This is a genomic window from Pseudomonas sp. HD6422 (assembly GCF_025377065.1).
Taxonomy (GTDB): domain Bacteria; phylum Pseudomonadota; class Gammaproteobacteria; order Pseudomonadales; family Pseudomonadaceae; genus Aquipseudomonas; species Aquipseudomonas putida_U.
In genome coordinates this window covers 122337-139946 of record NZ_JAHWIW010000002.1, presented here as the reverse complement: position 1 = coordinate 139946, position 17610 = coordinate 122337, and the positions used below count along the sequence as shown (strand labels likewise).

General features: G+C 67.1%; 2 protein-coding genes. Both read right to left on the bottom strand.

What is annotated here, in order from left to right:
* Positions 1-23: 23 nt before the first annotated feature.
* Entirely contained in the window at positions 24-8474 is an 8451-nt protein-coding gene (locus tag KY379_RS01790) for a non-ribosomal peptide synthetase (protein ID WP_261240145.1), read from the bottom strand.
* Between the two features lie 18 nt (positions 8475-8492).
* Positions 8493-17597: a non-ribosomal peptide synthetase gene (locus KY379_RS01785; RefSeq protein WP_261240147.1), complete on the bottom strand. Its 9105-nt coding sequence runs from the start codon at positions 17595-17597 to the stop codon at positions 8493-8495.
* Positions 17598-17610 lie beyond the last annotated feature (13 nt).

Sequence of the window (17610 nt, the reverse complement as noted above, 5' to 3'; positions counted from 1 at the left end):
ACCACGTTCTCTCATCGAAGGTTTCACCGGGCGCGCTCCAGCGACTCGCTCAACAGCCCCTGCAGGGCATCGAGCAAGACCGAACTGTGCATCACCTCGAAATGCCCGCCCTCCAGGGTCGCCTGGGTGAACGGCTGTTGTCCTAACTGGGCAGCCAGACGCCGAGCGTCGGCTTCGCGCTGGCCGATCCACCAGCACAGCGGCTGGGCCTGCACTGTCGGACAAGCCGGCAATTGCCGTGACAGTTGTTTGAGGCGACGGGCCACGCAGAACACCTGGGTCAATTCCTCGCTGCCCAGACGGGCAGCGAAGCTCTGCGGGTCTGCGCCCTCGGCAAGAAACGCCTGTACATAGCTCGAAACCGCTTCGCGGTCTTCCTCGCTCGCTGCCACCGGGGGCAGGCTGCGCCCCTCGGCCATCAGCCCAAGGAACGCCTGCAGATCAAGCCGCCAGTCATCCTCTAGCGCTGGCCCGTGTGGATTGGGTACGTATCCGTCGACCAGGGCAAGCACGCTGACCTGCTGACCCATGCGCTCCAGTTCGGCCGCCATCAGCGTTGCCAGCGTCGCCCCCAGCGACCAGCCCAACAGCTGGTATGGCCCCTGTGGTTGGCGGGCGCGCACGGCGTGCACGTAGTCACTGGCCATCTGTTGCAGCGATGCGTCCTGCCACTGCGGATCGAGCAGCATCCGCGACTGGATGCCATAGACCCGGCATTGGCCATCCAGACGCCGCGCCAACGGCTCGTAGTCGAACACCGTGCCGAACCCGGCATGCACGCAGAACAGCAGCGGAGCATCCGGTCCGGCAGTGTTCATGCTCAGCAGCAGTTCGGGACTGCTCACCGCGGCATCCCGCGGTAGCAGTTGGGCGATGCTCGGTTTCTGCATCAGTTCGCGCAGCTTCAGGCTGAATCCCTGAGCCTTGAGCGCCCGGCAGCGGGCCACCAGTTGCAGGCTGAGGATCGAATCACCACCGAGCTCGAAGAAGTTGTCGTCCAAGCCGACCCGCTCGACCTGCAGGACCTGTTGCCAGATCTCGGCCAAGGCCTGCTCCAGAGCCGTCTGCGGCGCCCGGAACGGACGTTGGCCGACCGCGCTGGGCGCCGGCAAGGCCTGACGGTCGAGCTTGCCGTTGGGCATCAGCGGTAGCTGCGTCAATGCACACCACTGGCTCGGCACCATGTAGTCGGGCAAGCTCGCCTGCAACTGCTGGCGTAGCGCATCCAACGCCGCCTGCTGCGGAGCCTGATCTGGCGTCAGTACCACATAGGCGATCAGTTGCTGGCCGCTGACGGCTTCAGCCGCCACCACCACCGCCTCGCGTACCCCAGGTTGCAGGCGCAGGCAGGCTTCGATTTCACCCAGCTCGATGCGGAACCCACGGATCTTCACCTGGTGGTCGATTCGCCCAAGGTAGTCGATGACCCCATCGGCGCGCTCGCGCACCAGGTCGCCCGTGCGGTACAGCCGTCCGCCGACGCTGAACGGGTCGGCGACGAAGCGCTCGGCGGTCAGGCCGGGCCGCTGATGGTAGCCGCGCGCCAGCGTGCCGCCGATGTACAGCTCGCCTGCGACGCCCACCGGCACTGGATTCAAGCGGGCGTCCAGAACGTGCAGCTCCCGCTCGCCCACGGCAGTGCCGATCGGCGCATAGCTGGCCTCACAAGAAGTGTCGGACGACGCCTTCCACAGCAGAGGTGTAATCACCGTTTCGGTGGGGCCGTAACCGTTGATGATGTATTGCGGGCGCAAGGCCGCCTTGGCCCGCTCGAAACTGGCCTGGGGCACCGCCTCACCGCCGAAGCAGTAGATCCGCATCGGCGGTGGGTTGCCGTCGCGCTCAGCCTCCTCGGTCAATTGCTGGAGGTACACCGGCGGGAATGCCGCCACCGTCACCTGGTACTCGTGCAGGGCCTGATAGGTGCGCTCGGCGGTCCACAACTCATCATCGCGGATCACCAGGCTGGCGCCGTGGCTCAACGCGGTCAGCCAGCGCTCCTGGGCACCGTCGAAGGCGAATGACATGAACAGCAGCTCGCGGTCGGCAGGGCTCATCTCGTAGCGCTGGCCAATGGCTGCGCAGTGTGCGGCCAGGGCTCCATGGGCAACGGCAACGCCTTTGGGCTGGCCGGTGGAACCGGAGGTGTAGATCAGGTAGGCGAGGTCATCGACCTGCACCTGCGCCGAAAGACTGTCGGTGGGCACCGCGCAAAGGTCGAGTTGGTCCAGCAACAACACCTGTCCCGAGGCTGGTGCCGGCACCTTGGTGGCCAATGCGCTATGGCTCAGCAGCACGCCGATGGCGGCATCTTCCACCAGATACTGCAGGCGTTCACGCGGGTAGCTGGTGTCCAACGGCACATAGACATGGCCGGCTTTGAGCACTGCCAGCATGGCCACGATCATCTGTTCCGAGCGAGGCAGGGCCAGGCCGATATGACTGTGGCCAGGCAGGCCCAGGCTGTGCAGATGGGCCGCCAAGCGACTGGCCTGGGCATCCAGTTCGGCGAAGGTCAACTGCCGGTCCTGGCACAGCAATGCCACGCTGTCCGGCTGGCGCATCGCCTGCTCGGCGATGCACTGGTGCAGCGGCAGGTGCTCGGCAGCGACCTGCCGCGTCCGGGGTGCCGGCATCGGCACCAGCGCCAACTGCCCCAAGGGTCGATGGGCATCCTCGCTGACGGCCTGCAGCAGATGTTCCATGTGGCCACGCAGGCGCTCGGCGTGGTCGCTTTCGAACTTGTCGCGCAGGTACAGGTACTCGATTTCCAAGGTGCTGCCGACGCTCACCGCCAGGTCCATGGCGAAGTGGGTGACATCGACCTTGCTCGGTTTCTCGAAGCGCAGACCGTGCTCGGTGCGGGACTGGAACGCCCGGTCCACCGGGTAGTTCTCGAACACGATGATGCTGTCGAACAACGCCTGGCCGCCCTGTCCCGCCCAACGCTGCAACTGCGACAGCGGCGTGTGCTCGTGCTCGCGTAGGGCCAGGTTGTAGGCCTGCAGCTCACGCAGCCATTCGCCTAGCGGTTGCTCGCTGCGCGGGGTCTGGATCACCGGCAAGGTGTTGATGAACAGGCCGAGCATTTCCTCGGAGCCAGGCAGTGCCGCCGGGCGTCCGGACACCGTGGCGCCGAAGGCCAGGGTGGTTTGCCCGGTGTAGGCCTGCAGCAACAGGATCCACGCGGCCTGCACCACAGTGTTGAGCGTGACCCGCTGGGCCTGGGCGAACGCCTGCAAGCGTTGGGTGGCGCTGGCATCCAGGCGGGTATAGGTCACCCCGTGACCGCTGGCCGATGCACTGCAAGGCAGGCTCTCGGCCAGCAAGGTCGGCGCCTCCAGGGCCTGCAGGCGTTCGCGCCAGAATACCTCGCTGCGAGCCTGGTCCTGGCGCGCCAGCCAGCCCAGGTAGTCGCGGTAGCGACCGGCCACGGCCGGCAGCGGCTCGCCCAGGTAGGCCTGCATCATTTCGCTGATCAAGCGCGCGCTGCTCCAGCCGTCCAGGAGGATGTGGTGGCTGGTCCAGATCAGGTGGTGGGTATCCTCGGCCACTCTGACCAGCAAGATCCTCAGCAACGGCGCCTGCTCCAGGTCGAAACCCCGGGCCCGCTCCTCGAGCCCCAGCGCCTGCAGCCGGGCCTGTTGCACATCGGCGTCGAGGTCACGCCAGTCCAATTCGCTGACGGGCACGGCCACCTGCTGTCGCACCACTTGCAGCGGCTCACGCAGGTCGTCGCGCCAGAGGAATCCGGTACGCAGGATGGCATGACGGTCGATCACCTGAGCCCAGGCATCGCGCAAGCGCGGCACCTGCAGGCCGTGCACCCGGACGTTGACTTGATTGACATACAAACCGGAGGACGGCGCATTGACCGAATGGAAAAGCAACCCCTGCTGCATCGGTGCGAGTGGGTAAATGTCTTCTACCGCGCGCGGCGTCAGGCCCAATTGGTCGAGCTGGGCCTGGTCCAGGCGTGCCAGGGCGACATCGCTGGGCGTCAAGCCACCGGCAGCGTCCGAGCAGCAATGCTCGATGATCGCCTGCAACTCGGCCAGGTAGTCGTCGGCCACACCCTGCAGGGTCGCCGCATCGAACAGCTCGGCGCTGTAGATCCAGTTGAGGGTCAACTGGCCTTCATGCACCTGGCCGTTGATGGTCAACCAATTGCTGATCGGCGCTTCGGCGCTCTGGTTGGCACCGGTGCCTTCGTTGGCCGGTGTCAGCAGGCCATCGTCGCTGAAGCTGCCGTCGAACTGGCCCAGGTAGTTGAAGGTCACCCGCGGCGTCGGCAGCTCGGCCAAACGCTCGGCCTGTTCGGCACTGCCCAGGTAGCGCAGTACCCCGTAGCCCAGGCCTTTTTCCGGCACGGCGCGCAACTGCTCCTTGATGGCCTTGATCGAGTCGCCCAGGCCCTCGGCCGGTGTCAGTTGCAGCGGATACAGGCTGGTGAACCAACCCACGCTGCGACTCAGGTCGAGGGCGTCGTCCAGCGGCTCGCGGCCATGACCTTCCAGCTGGATCAGGCACGCGCGGCTGGCGCTCCAGCGGCACAAGGTACGGGCCAGGGCGGTCAGCAGCAGGTCGTTGATCTGGGTGCGGTAGGCGGCCGGGGCCTGCTTGAGCAATTGCGCGGTGCGCTCGCCGTCCAGGCGCACGGCGATGCTGCGGGCGCTGGCGTTGCTCGGCTCCCGGGCCGGAACCTGGCATGGCAACGATCCCGCCGCCTCGGTACCTTGCGCCAGCCAGAACGGCAGCTGCGCCTGCAGCGTCGACGACCCGGCGTGCCGTTCCAGGCACTGCAGCCACTGCGGCAAAGACGCTGTGGATGCCGGCAGTAAGTGGCCCGGGCCACCTTCATAGAGCGCTTGCAGGTCTTCGAGCAGTACACGCCACGACACACCGTCCACCACCAGGTGATGGATCACCAGCAGCAAACGCTGAGTGCCGTCGGCCATGTCCACCAGCAACGCGCGTAGCAGCGGCCCTTGCGCCAGATCGAGGCTGCGCTGGGCCTGTTCGCAGTGGGCGCGCAGAGCTTCGCTGTCGGCGGCCTGGCGCTGCCAGAGCAAACTGCTGCCGGCAGGCACGGCGGCGAACTCGCCTTGCCACTGGCCCTGCTGCTGGCTGAAACGCAGACGCAGCGCATCGTGATGGCGCAGCAACGCTTCCAGGGCCTGAGCCAGGCGCTCGGCGTCCAGTGGCTGGCGGGCGGACAGTAGCAGCGACTGGTTCCAATGATGGGCTTGCGGCACCTGGCGCTCGAAGAAGCGTCGGGCAATCGGCAGCAAGCCGACACGCCCCTGGGGTGCAGGCTTGCCAGCCGCGGCAGGTTCAGGCGTGGCGCTGACGACGCTGGCGGCCAATTGCTCGATGGTCTGCATTTCGAAGATCTGCCGCGAGCTCAGCTTCAGCCCACGACGTCGTGCCCGGGCGATGATCTGCAGACTGAGAATGGAGTCCCCGCCCAGTTCGAAGAAGTTCTCGTTGATGCCCACTTCCGGCAGCTTGAGCACATCGGCCCAGACCTCTGCCAGCAACTGCTCTTCAGCGCTGCGCGGCGCCACTTTGCTGCTGCGCAGTTCCTCGATGGCCGGCAGCGCCTTGCGGTCGAGCTTGCCGTTGGCCGTCACCGGCATGGTCGTCAGGGTCATCCACCGCGAGGGCAGCATATATTCAGGCAGGCATTCGCCGGCCCGTGCGCGTACCTGATCCAGGTCAGCGCCCTCGCTCAGCACCAGGTAGCCCAGCAGTTGGGCGGCCTGACCGCTGTCATCGAGCACGGCGACGGCATCCTGAACGCCGTCCAGACCCTTCAAGGTGGCAGCGATTTCGCCCAGCTCGATACGGTAGCCGCGCAGCTTGATCTGCTCGTCGATCCGCCCGAAGAACTCCAGGGAACCGTCCAGGCAGCGGCGTACCCGATCACCCGTGCGGTAAATGCGCTCGCCGCTGGCGAAGGGATTGGCCAGGAAGCGTTCGGCGGTCAGCCCTGGGGCCTGGCGATAAGCCGTGGCCAGGGTCGGACCGGCCACGTACAGCTCGCCAATGGCTCCGGCAGGCAAGGGGTTCAGGTCGGCGTCCAGCACATGCACACGCACCTGCCCCAGTGGCGTGCCAAGCGGCACCCGGACGCCGTGGGGCACTTGCGGCTGCACCTCGGTGGCCAGCACGCCCACCGTGGTCTCGCTGGGCCCATAGTGGTTGTACAACCGGCAGGCAGGCTTCAGTGCCCGTACTTGCTCCAGCAGCGGCCAGTCACAGGCCTCGCCACCGAGTATCAGGGCATGGGCCGGCAACACGTCGGCTGCCCGGCTCGCCTGCAACAGACCGCGTAGATGGCTCGGCACGATCTTCAACACGCCCACCTGGCGCTCGGCCATGGACTGGGCGAACGCATCGGGATCGCGCACCTGCCGGTCACTGAACAGGTGCAGTGCCCGACCACTGCACAGCGCGCCGAACAATACGGTGTGGCCCAGATCGGCGGCCACGGTGGACACCATGGCCATGCTCGCCTCGGGCGGAATCTGCACACGCTGCAACAGGCCCTGCACATACTGATGCAACGCCGCATGGCTGACCTCGACGCCTTTGGGCGCCCCCGTAGAACCAGAGGTATAGATCAGGTAGGCGGTGCTGCCCGGTGCCACCGGACGCGGCTGACGGGCGTCCTGGCAGGCGCGCAGGGTGGCGATGGCCTCCCGGCGCAGATTCGTCGAACCGTCGCCGACGGCGTCGGCCTGGGCTCCGATCAGCAGCGCCGCGCCGCTTTGCGTCAGGACCCGGGCCAGGCGATCGGCGGGAGTCGAGGGCTCCAGCGGCACATAGCTGAGTCCGGCCTTGAGCACGCCGAGCAAGGCCACCACCCAGTCGCAGCCGCGCTGCAACTGCAGCGCCACAGGTGTCGCCAGCGGCCAGCGCTGGGCCTCCAACCAGGCCGCGACACGCTCGCTGGCATGGTCCAGTTGCGCGTAGGTCAGCGCCTCGCTGTCATCGGCGATCGCCAAGGCCTGTGGGTTGCGCGCCACGGCTGCGGCGAAAGCCTGCAGCGGCGTGCCTGGCTCCAGGGCCTGCGTTTCGCTGCTGGCTTGCTCCGGCGCCAGCAGACGCAGATCACCCACGTGTTGCTCGGCACCGCGGCCCATGGCCTGCAGCACATGGGTGAGCTGAGCGATGATCTGCCCGGCCGCCTCGTCGCTGAAATGCTCACGGTGCCAGGCCAGCAGCAACCCTAGCCGGTTGCCCGGTTCGACCATCAGGCTCAATGGATAGTTGGAGCGCCCAGCCGTGCCCGAACCGCCCTCCCCGCGCTCCAGCGAGGGCAACAGGTTGACGCTCAGTTCGTGCTCGCGGGGCGGTACGGCTTCGACCAGGGGGAAGTTCTCGAACACCAGGATGCTCTCGAACAGTCCGCGTCCGGCGTCGTTGCCGGTCAGCTTGAGAATGTCCTGCAGCGCGCTGTGCTCGTGCTCGCGGGTCTGCAGAGCCTGGGCCTGAATGCCCTTGAGCCACTGCCCCAACGGTTGTTCGTCGACCACGGCGATGCGCGCCGGCAGGGTGTTGATGAACAGCCCGACGATGTTCTCCACCCCGTCGTGCTCAGGGGAGCGCCCGGACAGCGTGGTGCCGAAGATCACCTCATCCTGACCGGCGTAGCGGCCCAGCAACAACGCCCAGGCCCCTTGCACCACGGTATTCAGGGTCACCCCGGCCTGACGGCACAGCGTCTGCAGTCTGGCCGTGGCCGCCACGTCCAGGTCAAAACCGCGCTCGCCATAGCGCCCGGCCTGGGCCGGATTGGCCGCCTGGTGCGGCAATGGCGTCAGGCCCACGGCCTCGGGGAACACGCTGCGCCAGTAGGCCTCGGTACGGGTGCTGTCGTGGCGTGCCTGCAACCAGCTCAGGTAGTTGACGTAGTCGGTGCCGCCCTGGGCGGCCAGCACCTCGCCGGCGGCCAGCCGGCGGTAGGCGAGCAGGGTGTCGCGCAGCGCCACGCCCAGCCCCCAGCCATCGAGGTTGATGTGGTGATAGCTCCACACCAACCAGTGCTCGTCGGGGCTCACCCGCACCAGGTTGAACGACAGGTCGGCCGCCTGGCGGAATGCATAGCCGGCAGCGCGTTTGTCGGCCAGCAACTGGCGCAGCCGCGCCCACTGTTCGTCGCGGCTGCAGGCACTCCAGTCAAGGGTCGACAAGGCCACCGGGAATTGCTTGAAGATGATCTGCACCGGCACATCCACTTCTTCCCAGCGGTAATCGGCGCGCAGGGCCTGGTGGCGGTCGACGGTATGCTGCAACGCCTGCCGAAACGCGGCGATCTGCAGGTCGCCGCGCAGGCTGAACACCTGCTGGTAGTGATACGGGTCCTGGGTGCCGCACTTGAGCGAATAGGCGAGGATGCCCTTCTGCACCGACGTGATCGGTGCAACCACCTGGATATTGGCTTTCTGGCGTGGGTTGCTGGAGGTCATAGGGATTTCCATAAGGCGTTAGAAGTCGCTGAGCAATTCATCGAGGGCGTCCTGGCTGAGCGCTACGCCCACCACGTCCGAAGGGGTCAGGGCACCGGCCTCACTGCCCAGGCAGTGGGCTACCAGCGCCCGCAGTTCATCGCCGTAACGCTCGGCCAGGGCCTGGATCGCCACCGGCTCGAACACCTGGTCGCTGAAGCTCCAGTGCATGGCCAGTTCGCCGTCCATCACCTGACCATTGAGGCTCAGCCAGTTGCCCAGCGGCGTATCGGGGGCCTGGCTGGCGCCGCTGCTTTCCCGGGCCGGGGCGAACAGGCCTTGGGCGTCGAGGCTGCTGTCCAACTGGCCGAGGTAGTTGAAGGTGATGCGTGGCTCGCCGAGCGCCGCCAGGGCCTGGCGGCTGTCGGCATCGCCCAGGTAGCGCAGCACACCGAAGCCGATGCCTTTGGCTGGCGCGGCGCGCAATTGCTCCTTGATGGTCTTGATGGTGCTCGCCATGTCGGCGGCAGGGGTCAGCCGTTGCGGATAGGCACTGGTGAACCAACCCAGGGTGCGCGACAGGTCGACATCGTCGAACAGCTCCTCGCGGCCGTGGCCTTCGAGCAGCACCTGGGCAGAGTCCTGCCCGGTCCAGGCACACAGTACCCGGGCCAGGGCACTGAGCAGCAGGTCGTTGACCTGGCTGCGGTAGGCCGCCGGGGCCTGCTGCAGTAATTGCCGGGTGCATTCGGCGTCCAGCCGGGTGACCACGCTGCACGCATGTTCACTGGCCTGGCTGCCCTGGGTGTCCGCCCCCGGCAGCGGCCGCTCGGCGCCCTGCAGTTGTTGTTGCCAGTAGCCCAGCTCGGCCTTGACCTCGGCACTCCCGGCATAGGCCTGCAGGCGCTCGGCCCAGCGCTGGAATGCCCAGGTCTTGGCCGGCAAGCGCGGCGCCTGGCCGGCGGCGATCTGCTGGCAGAGACCGTGCAGGTCTTCGAGCAGAATGCGCCACGAGACCCCGTCGACCACCAGGTGGTGGATAACCAGCAGCAGCCGCTGGCTGCCGTCAGCCATGTCCACCAGCATGGCGCGCCAGATCGGCCCACGGCCCAGGTCGAGACTGGCCTGCGCGGCATCGCACAGGCGTTGCAGCTCATCGCCATCGGCAGCTTGGCGATGCCACGCCAGCGGCCCGCCGGCAGCCTCGCGGTAGTAGCCGACGCCACCCTCGAACACCAGGCGTAGCACGTCATGCTGATCCTGCAGCGCCGCCAGCGCCGATTCCAGCACCGACAACGCCAGGGGCTCACGCAGGTGCAGGAGCACGGCCTGGTTCCAGTGTCCGGGACGGGCCAGCTGACGCTCGAAGAAGCTGCGCTGGATCGGCGTCAGCGGCTGCTCTCCGGTCACCGGTCCCTGGGGGCAGGTTTCGCCTTGATCGACGCGCACCACTCGCGCCAGGGCATGCAGGGTCGGGTGTTCGAACAGGTCCTTGGGCGACAGGCGCAACCCCAGCTGGCGGGCACGGCCCACCACCTGGATGGAGATGATCGAATCGCCGCCCAACTCGAAGAAGTTGTCATGCATGCCGATTTCGGTTTCACCCAGCACCGCCCGCCAGATCTGCAACAGGCTCGCCTCCACGTCATTGCCCGCCGCGACCGGCGCCGCGTCCTGGCTGTCGCGCTCGATCGCCGGCAATGCCTTGCGGTCGACCTTGCCATTGGGCGTCAACGGCAGCTCGGGCAACAGCATGAAATGGGTCGGCACCATGTAGGCCGGCAAGCACTGGCGTAGGTGCGCCTTGAGGCTGTCGACCGAGACCTGCTCCGCACCGGTGGCCACATAGGCCACCAACTGCTGGCTGGAGGCGAACGACTGGGCTTGGACCAACGCAGCGCTGACACCTGGGAAGGCGAGCAGGCCGGCTTCGATTTCGCCCAGCTCGATACGCAGGCCGCGGATCTTCACCTGGTGGTCGATGCGCCCGACGTACTCCAGGTCGCCCTGGGCGTTGTACCGCACCAGGTCACCCGTGCGGTACATGCGTTGGCCTGGCGCACCGAACGGATCGGCGACGAACTTCTCGGCGGTCATCCCCGGCTTGCCCAGATAGCCACGGGCCAGGCCGGCGCCAGCCAGGTACAGTTCGCCAACTACGCCGGCAGGCACCGGAACTCCGGTCGGATCGAGGATATAGCTGACCGTGCCGGGCAGCGTGCGACCGATGCTGGCACGGCCACCGGCCTGGCGGCGGCAGAAGGTGGAATAGGTGGTGTCTTCGGAAGGGCCGTAGAGGTCGAACACCTGCTCGATGTGGCCCAGGGCGTACAATTCGTCGACCAGGCTCTGCTGCAGGGCCTCGCCCGCCAGGTTGACGATGCGCACACTCGGCGGAACCTCCCCGGCACGCAGCAACGCAGCGATCGCCGAGGGCACCGTGTTGATCAACCGCACCTGGTCGCGTGCGGCCAGCGTCGGCAGGGCCAGGGCATTGTCAGCCAGCACCAGGTAGCCCCCGCTGGCCAGGGTCACGAACAGCTCCCACACCGACAGATCGAAGCACACCGAGGTACTGGCCAGTACGCCCTGCAGCTGCTCCGGGCTGTACACGCGCTGCGCCCAGCTGATCAGCGCACTGGCGTTGCGCTGCTCGATGGCCACGCCCTTGGGCTGGCCGGTGGAGCCTGAGGTGTAGATCACGTAGGCCAGGTCTTCGGGCTGGGCGAGGGCTGGCAGGTCACAGGCGGGATAATCGCCCCATGCGCTGTCGACGCACAGTTGCTGCACAGCGCTGACCACAGGCAGTCTGCCCTGCAGCGCCTGCTCGGTGATCAGCAGGCCGGCGTCGCTGTCCTCGAGCATGTAGGCCTGGCGCTCACGGGGGTAGTCCGGGTCGATCGGCACGTACGCGCCACCGGCCTTGAGCACTGCCAGCACAGCGACCGGCAGCCAGGCCGTGCGCTGCAGCGCCACCCCGACCAGCACTCCAGGCTGCACGCCCATTTCACGCAGCTTGTGGGCCAAGCGGTTGGCCTGCTGGTTGAGCTGCTCGTAGCTCAGGTGCTGCTCGCCGGCAATCAGCGCCAACGCGCCGGGACGGCGTCGCACCTGGGCCTCTACCCACTGGGCCAGACCGAGCGGCGGGACGTGCAGGTCAGCCGAACTCCGGCCAATCGCCAACAAGGCCTCACCCTCGTCATCATCGAAGCCGTCGATGCCGGCAAGACAGCCCTGGGGCTGGGCCATGAAGCCCAGCAGCAATTGACGCAGATAGCTGCCCAGCCGCTCGACCGCCTCCTGGCTGAACGCCTGGTGCTGGTATTTGAACTGCACTGCCAGGCATTCGCCAGCGGTCACCAGCACCGTCAGCGGGTAATTGGTCTGCTCCTGCGCCTGCACCGGGCCAAAGCTCAAGCCCTGCGGCGCTCCAGCCTGCAACGCTTCGCTGATCGGGTAGTTCTCGAACACCAGCAGGGTATCGAACAGCGCCTCGCCAGGCTGCCCGGCCCAGCGCTGCACATCGACCAGCGCTACGTGCTCATGTTCCCGCAGGGCCAGGCCGGCCTCCTGTACGGCGTGCAGCCATTGCAGGACGGTGAGTTGCGGCTGCGGCGCCAATACCATCGGTAGCGTGTTGATGAACAGACCCAACTGCTGCTCGATGCCTGCCAGGTGCGCCGGACGGCCCGAAACGGTCGTGCCGAAAGCCACCCCCGACTGCCCACTGAAGCGCTGCAGGAGCAAGGCCCAGGCTGCCTGCACCAGGGTGTTCAGGGTGGTCTTGTGCTGCCGGGCGAACGCCGCCAACTGCTGGCTGTGTTGCCCATCGAGTTGCAGTTGGTGCTCGCCATGACCCTCGCCCTCACCGCCCCTGCCCAAGGTCGCGGCCAAGCGGGTGGGCTCGTCGAGCAAGGCCAGGCGCTGCAGCCAGAAATCCTGGCTGAGCGCTGGGTCGCGCCGCTGCAGCCAGTGCAGGTAGTCGCGATAGCTGCCGGCGGCGCTGGCCGGTGTCTGCCCGGCGTAGTGCTGCAGCACCTCGCCGAGCAGTTGCGAATTGCTCCAGCCATCGAGCAGCAAATGGTGGCTGGTGAAGATCAGGTGGTGGCGGTGGGCGCTCACCTGCACCAGGGTCAGGCGCAGCAATGGCGCCTGGTTCAGCACGAAACCGGCGGCCTGGTCGGCCCCGGCCAGGTGTGCCAGGGCGTCGTCCAGGTCGGTGCGTGCACGGTAGTCCTTCAGGCTCAGGGGCAGGCGTGCCTGCTTGTGGATAACCTGCAGCGGTCGCGCCATGCCCTCCCAGTGGAAACCGGCGCGCAACACCGGGTGACGGTCGAGCACGGCTTGCCAGGCTGCGGCGAAAGCCTCCACATCGAGGCCGTCGACATCCACGCGCATCTGATTCACATAGGCGGCGCTGTGCGGCGTATACAGGCAGTGGAACAACATGCCTTGCTGCAAGGCGGTCAACGGGTAGATGTCTTCGATCTCGGCCACCGGCACGGCCAGTGCATCGAGCTCCTGCTGCTCAAGATCACGCTGGGTGAAGTCCGATGGCGTGACGCCGGCCTCGCCGACGCACAGGCAGTGCTCGATCAGCTCCACCAGTTCAGCAGTGAAAGCATCGGCCAGGGCCTGGATTGTCTCGACGCGGAATCGTTGGTCACTGAAGGTCCAGGTCAGGCTCAGGCAGCCGTCGTACACCTGGCCATCGATACCCAGGTCAGAGGTCAGTGGCGCCAGGGCATCGACGTCGCTGCCGCGCGCTTCGTTGGCCGGCAGCCAGGCGGCATCGGCAGCGAAGTTGGCGTCGAACTGGCCCAGGTAGTTGAAGGTGATGCGCGGCTGCGGCAAGGCCTGAAGGGCGGCGCCGGCATCGCTGAGGTAACGCAGTACGCCATAGCCCAGGCCTTTGTTGGGCACCGCGCGCAGCTGTTCCTTGATCGCCTTGATCGACTCGGCCAGCTCGCTGCGCGGCGTCAGCTGTAGCGGAAACACGCTGGTGAACCAACCCAGGGTACGGCTCAGATCGGCATCGCCGACCACCGCCTGCTCGCGGCCGTGGCCCTCGAGCTGCACCAATGCTGTCGGCTGACCGGTCCAGCGCACCAGCACCCGGGCCAGGGCGGTGAGCAGCAGGTCATTGATCTGCGTGCGGTAACTGGCGGGCGCCAGTTGCACCAACTGACGCGTGCGCTGGCGGTCCAGCACGCTGCGCAGGCGGGTGGCCTGAAGCTGTGGCGTGCTGCCCGGCTGGCCATCTTCGGGCAACGTCGTACTGGCACCGGCCAGTTGTGCCTGCCAGAAGCCCAGTTCGGCCTGCAGGGCCGGGCTGCGCGCGTAGTTCTGCAACTGCTGCGACCAACGCTGCAACGACGTGGTCCGGGCCGGCAAACGCGGCACCTGCCCCTCGACCGCCTGGCGCCAGGCGCTGTCGAGGTCTTCAAGCAGGATGCGCCAGGACACCCCATCGATGACCAGGTGATGCACCACCAGCAACAGTCGCTGCTCAGCGTTGGGCAGTTGCACCAACAGCGCACGCAGCAGGGCACCGCTGGCCAGGTCGAGGCTGGCCTGGGCTTCGCTGCACAGGGCCTGCAAACCCTGGGCATCGGCCAACGAACGCAGCCACAGGGGGTCTGGCAACTCGGCCAGGGGCAGGAAGCGTCCCTGGCGACCACTGAAAGCCAGGCGCAGCCCATCGTGCTGGGCGAGCACGGCCTGCAGGGCCACGCCTAGCGTGTCCGCCGCCAACGGCTGGCGGGGCGTCAGCAACAGCGATTGGTTCCAATGGTCGGCATTGGCCAATTGCAGGTCGAAGAACCAGTGCTGGATCGGTGTGGGCAGCAACTCGCCATGGGCCGGTGCTTGATCCACCACCGCGAGCCGGTCGCGGCGGGCGACGGCGGCCAAGGCCGCCAGGGTCTGCTGCTGGAACAGGTCCTTGGGGCTCAATTGCAGCCCTGCCTGACGGGCGCGGCTGACCACCTGGATGGCGACGATCGAATCGCCCCCGAGCTGGAAGAAGTTGTCATCGCGACCGACCTGCTCGACGCCCAGCAAACGCTGCCAGATGTCGGCCAGCACCGGCTCCACCGGCCCCTGCGGCGCCACGAAAGCATCCTGCAACCGGCTCAGGTCCGGGGCCGGCAGCGCCTTGCGGTCGAGCTTGCCGTTGGGCGTCAGCGGCAGGCTGGCCAACAGCATCAGGTGCGCCGGCACCATGTAGTCGGGCAGGCTTTCTCCCAGCCAGGCCTTGACCGCCACTGCCAGGGCCGCCTCCTCTGCAGACTCGGTGCGCGGTACCAGATACCCCACCAGTTGCTTGCCGGCGACCCCATCACGGGCGACCACCACCGCTTCACGGACCTCAGGGTGCTGTTGCAGGCGGGCCTCGATCTCGCCCAGCTCGATGCGAAAGCCGCGCACTTTCACCTGCTGGTCGATACGGCCGATGTATTCCACCACCCCGTCCTCGCGCTGGCGCACCAGGTCGCCGGAGCGGTAAAGACGGCCACCCTTGCTGAACGGGTCGGCGACGAAACGCTCGGCGGTCAGGCCTGGGCGCTGGTGATAACCTCGCGCCAGGCCCTCACCGCCCAGGTACAACTCGCCCACCGCGCCCAGCGGCACCGGATTGAGTTCGTTATCCAGCACCCAGGCGCTGCGCTGGCCGATCAGGCTGCCGATGGGGGCATAGGCAGCGCCGCACTGCTCGTCAGGCGCGGCTTTCCAGATCAGCGGCGTCACCACTGTTTCGGTCGGGCCATAGCCGTTGATGATGAACTGCGGACGCAGCACCCGCTTGACCAGCTCGAAGCTGGCCTCCGGCACGGCGTCGCCGCCGAAGCAGTAGATGCGCACCGGTGGCGGGTTGCCCTGGCGCTCGGCATGCTCGGCCAGCTGCTGCAGGTAGACCGGCGGGAAGGCCACCACGCTCACCTGGTGCGCGTGCAAGGCAGCGTAGGTCTGCTCCGGGGTCCACAGGCTGTCGTCGCGCAGCAGCAAGCTGCCGCCGTGGCTGAGGGTGGTCAGCCAACGCTCGTGGGCGCCATCGAAGGCGAACGACATGAAGTGCAGTTCGCAGTCGTGCTCGCTCATCTGATAGCGCTGGCCGATGGCTGCGCAATGCATGGCCAGGGGACCATGTGCCACGGCCACGCCCTTGGGCTGGCCGGTAGAGCCGGAGGTGTAGATCAGGTAGGCCAGCTGACCTGGCTCGCAGTGCGCTGCTGGACAGTCCAGCGGCTGGCCCTGCAGCTCGAGTCGGGCCAAGTCCAGCACCGGCAGATGCGCCGGTACCGGCAGGTCGGGCAACAACCCGGCATCGCTGAGCAACAGCGCCACACCGGCATCTTCCATCAGGTAGGCCAGGCGCTCTGCGGGGTAGCTGGCATCCAGCGGGACGTAGGCCGCGCCTGCCTTGAGCACGGCCAACAGCGCCACCAGCATCTGCGGCGAGCGTGGCAAGGCGACCGCGACGCGGGCTTCGGCGGCAATGCCAAGCCCGCGCAGGTGCCAGGCCAGTTGATTGGCCCGTTGGTCGAGCTCGGCGAAGCTCAGGCGCTGGCCCTGGCAGAGCACGGCCGTGGCCTGCGGCCGTTGGCGGGCGTGTTCAGCGATACGCTGATGGATCGGCTGGTAAGGCACTGCCGGCGTCTGCGGGCCGTTGAACAGGCGCTGGCGGGCCAGCTCCTGCTCATCGACCAGTGACAGCTCGGCCAGGGCCGCCTCTGGCTTGGCCAGGACCTCGGCCAGTAACGTCTGGTAGTGACGGCACAGGCGCTGCATGCGCGGTGCGTCGAACAGGTCGGTGGCATAGCTGAGGGTGGCGAACAGGTTGCCGTCGGCATCCTCGGCGGTGTCCAGGCCAAGGTCGAACTTGGCCACCGGGGCGCCGACACTGAGCACCTGGGCCTCCAGGCCGGCCAACCCCTGCAGGCGGTCGAGCGCACGCCGCTGGTGGTTGTACATGACCTGGAACAACGGGTTGTAGCTCAGGCTGCGACTCAGTTCCAGGCCATCGAGCAGTTGCTCGAAGGGCAGGTCCTGGTGGGCCTGGGCCTGCAGCACGGTGTTTCTCACCTGGGCCAGCAACCCGGTGAAACTGACCTGGCCATCGAGCTGGCTGCGCAACACCTGGGTATTGACGAAGAAGCCGATCAAGCGCTCGGTCTCCAGGCGGTTGCGGTTGGCGACCGGCACCCCCACGCGGATATCGGCCTGGCCACTGTAGCGGTGCAACAGCACCTTGAAGGCCGCCAGCAGCACCATGAACAGCGTAGCGTTGTGCTGCCGGGCCAGGGCCTGCAGGCCCTGACACAGCGCCGGCGGCAAGCTGAACTCCAGGCTGGCCCCACGCAGGCTCTGCTCGGCCGGGCGCAAGCGATCGGCCGGTAGCTCCAGCGGCGGTTGCTCGGTCCCCAGCGCCTGCCGCCAGTAGGCCAACTGGTGCTCGGCTTCACCGGCTTCGAGCAGGCTCTTCTGCCACAGCGCGTAGTCGGCATAGGCAATCGGCAGTTCGGCCAGGGACGCCGGCACGCCACCGCTGAACTGGCCGTAGAGCGCTACCAGCTCGTCGATCAGCAGATTCATCGACCAGCCATCGGCGACGATGTGGTGCATGCACAGGCTCAGCACCTGCCGCTGCTCCCCCGTCTGCAGCAACACCGCACGCAGCAGCGGCCCCTGACGCAGGTCGAACGGAGCCAACGCCTCCTGCTGCAGGGAGGTCTGCAACTGGCTTTCGTCGCAGGCACGCACCTGCAGTTGGAACTCCCCGGCGTCCTGGATCACCTGGAAAGGCTGCTGATCATCCTGGTCGAAGGTGGTGCGCAGTGACGAGTGACGTTCGATCAACGCGCCAAACGCACGTTCCAGCGCCGCCACGTCGAGCTCTCCGTCCAGGCGTACCGCCGAGGCGATGTTGTAGGCGCCACTGTCTGGCTGCAATTGCCACAGCACCCACATCCGCCGCTGGGCGTACGACAGCGGCACCTGGGCCTCATGGGCCAGCCCCCCAGGGATCGGATAGAGGCCAAAGTCCACGCCCCGCTCGCGCAGACTGCGCCAGAAGATCCGCTGCTTCTCGGGGGGCAGGCCAATGAAACGCCGAACGAAATCCTGGGATTCTTGTGTGCTCATCTGATTCTTTCCA

Bases quoted from the DNA above. Each gene is read 5' to 3' on its own strand.
- KY379_RS01790 (WP_261240145.1), bottom strand. From the start codon at position 8,474: ATGACCTCCAGCAACCCACGCCAGAAAGCCAATATCCAGGTGGTTGCA.
- KY379_RS01785 (WP_261240147.1), bottom strand. From the start codon at position 17,597: ATGAGCACACAAGAATCCCAGGATTTCGTTCGGCGTTTCATTGGCCTG.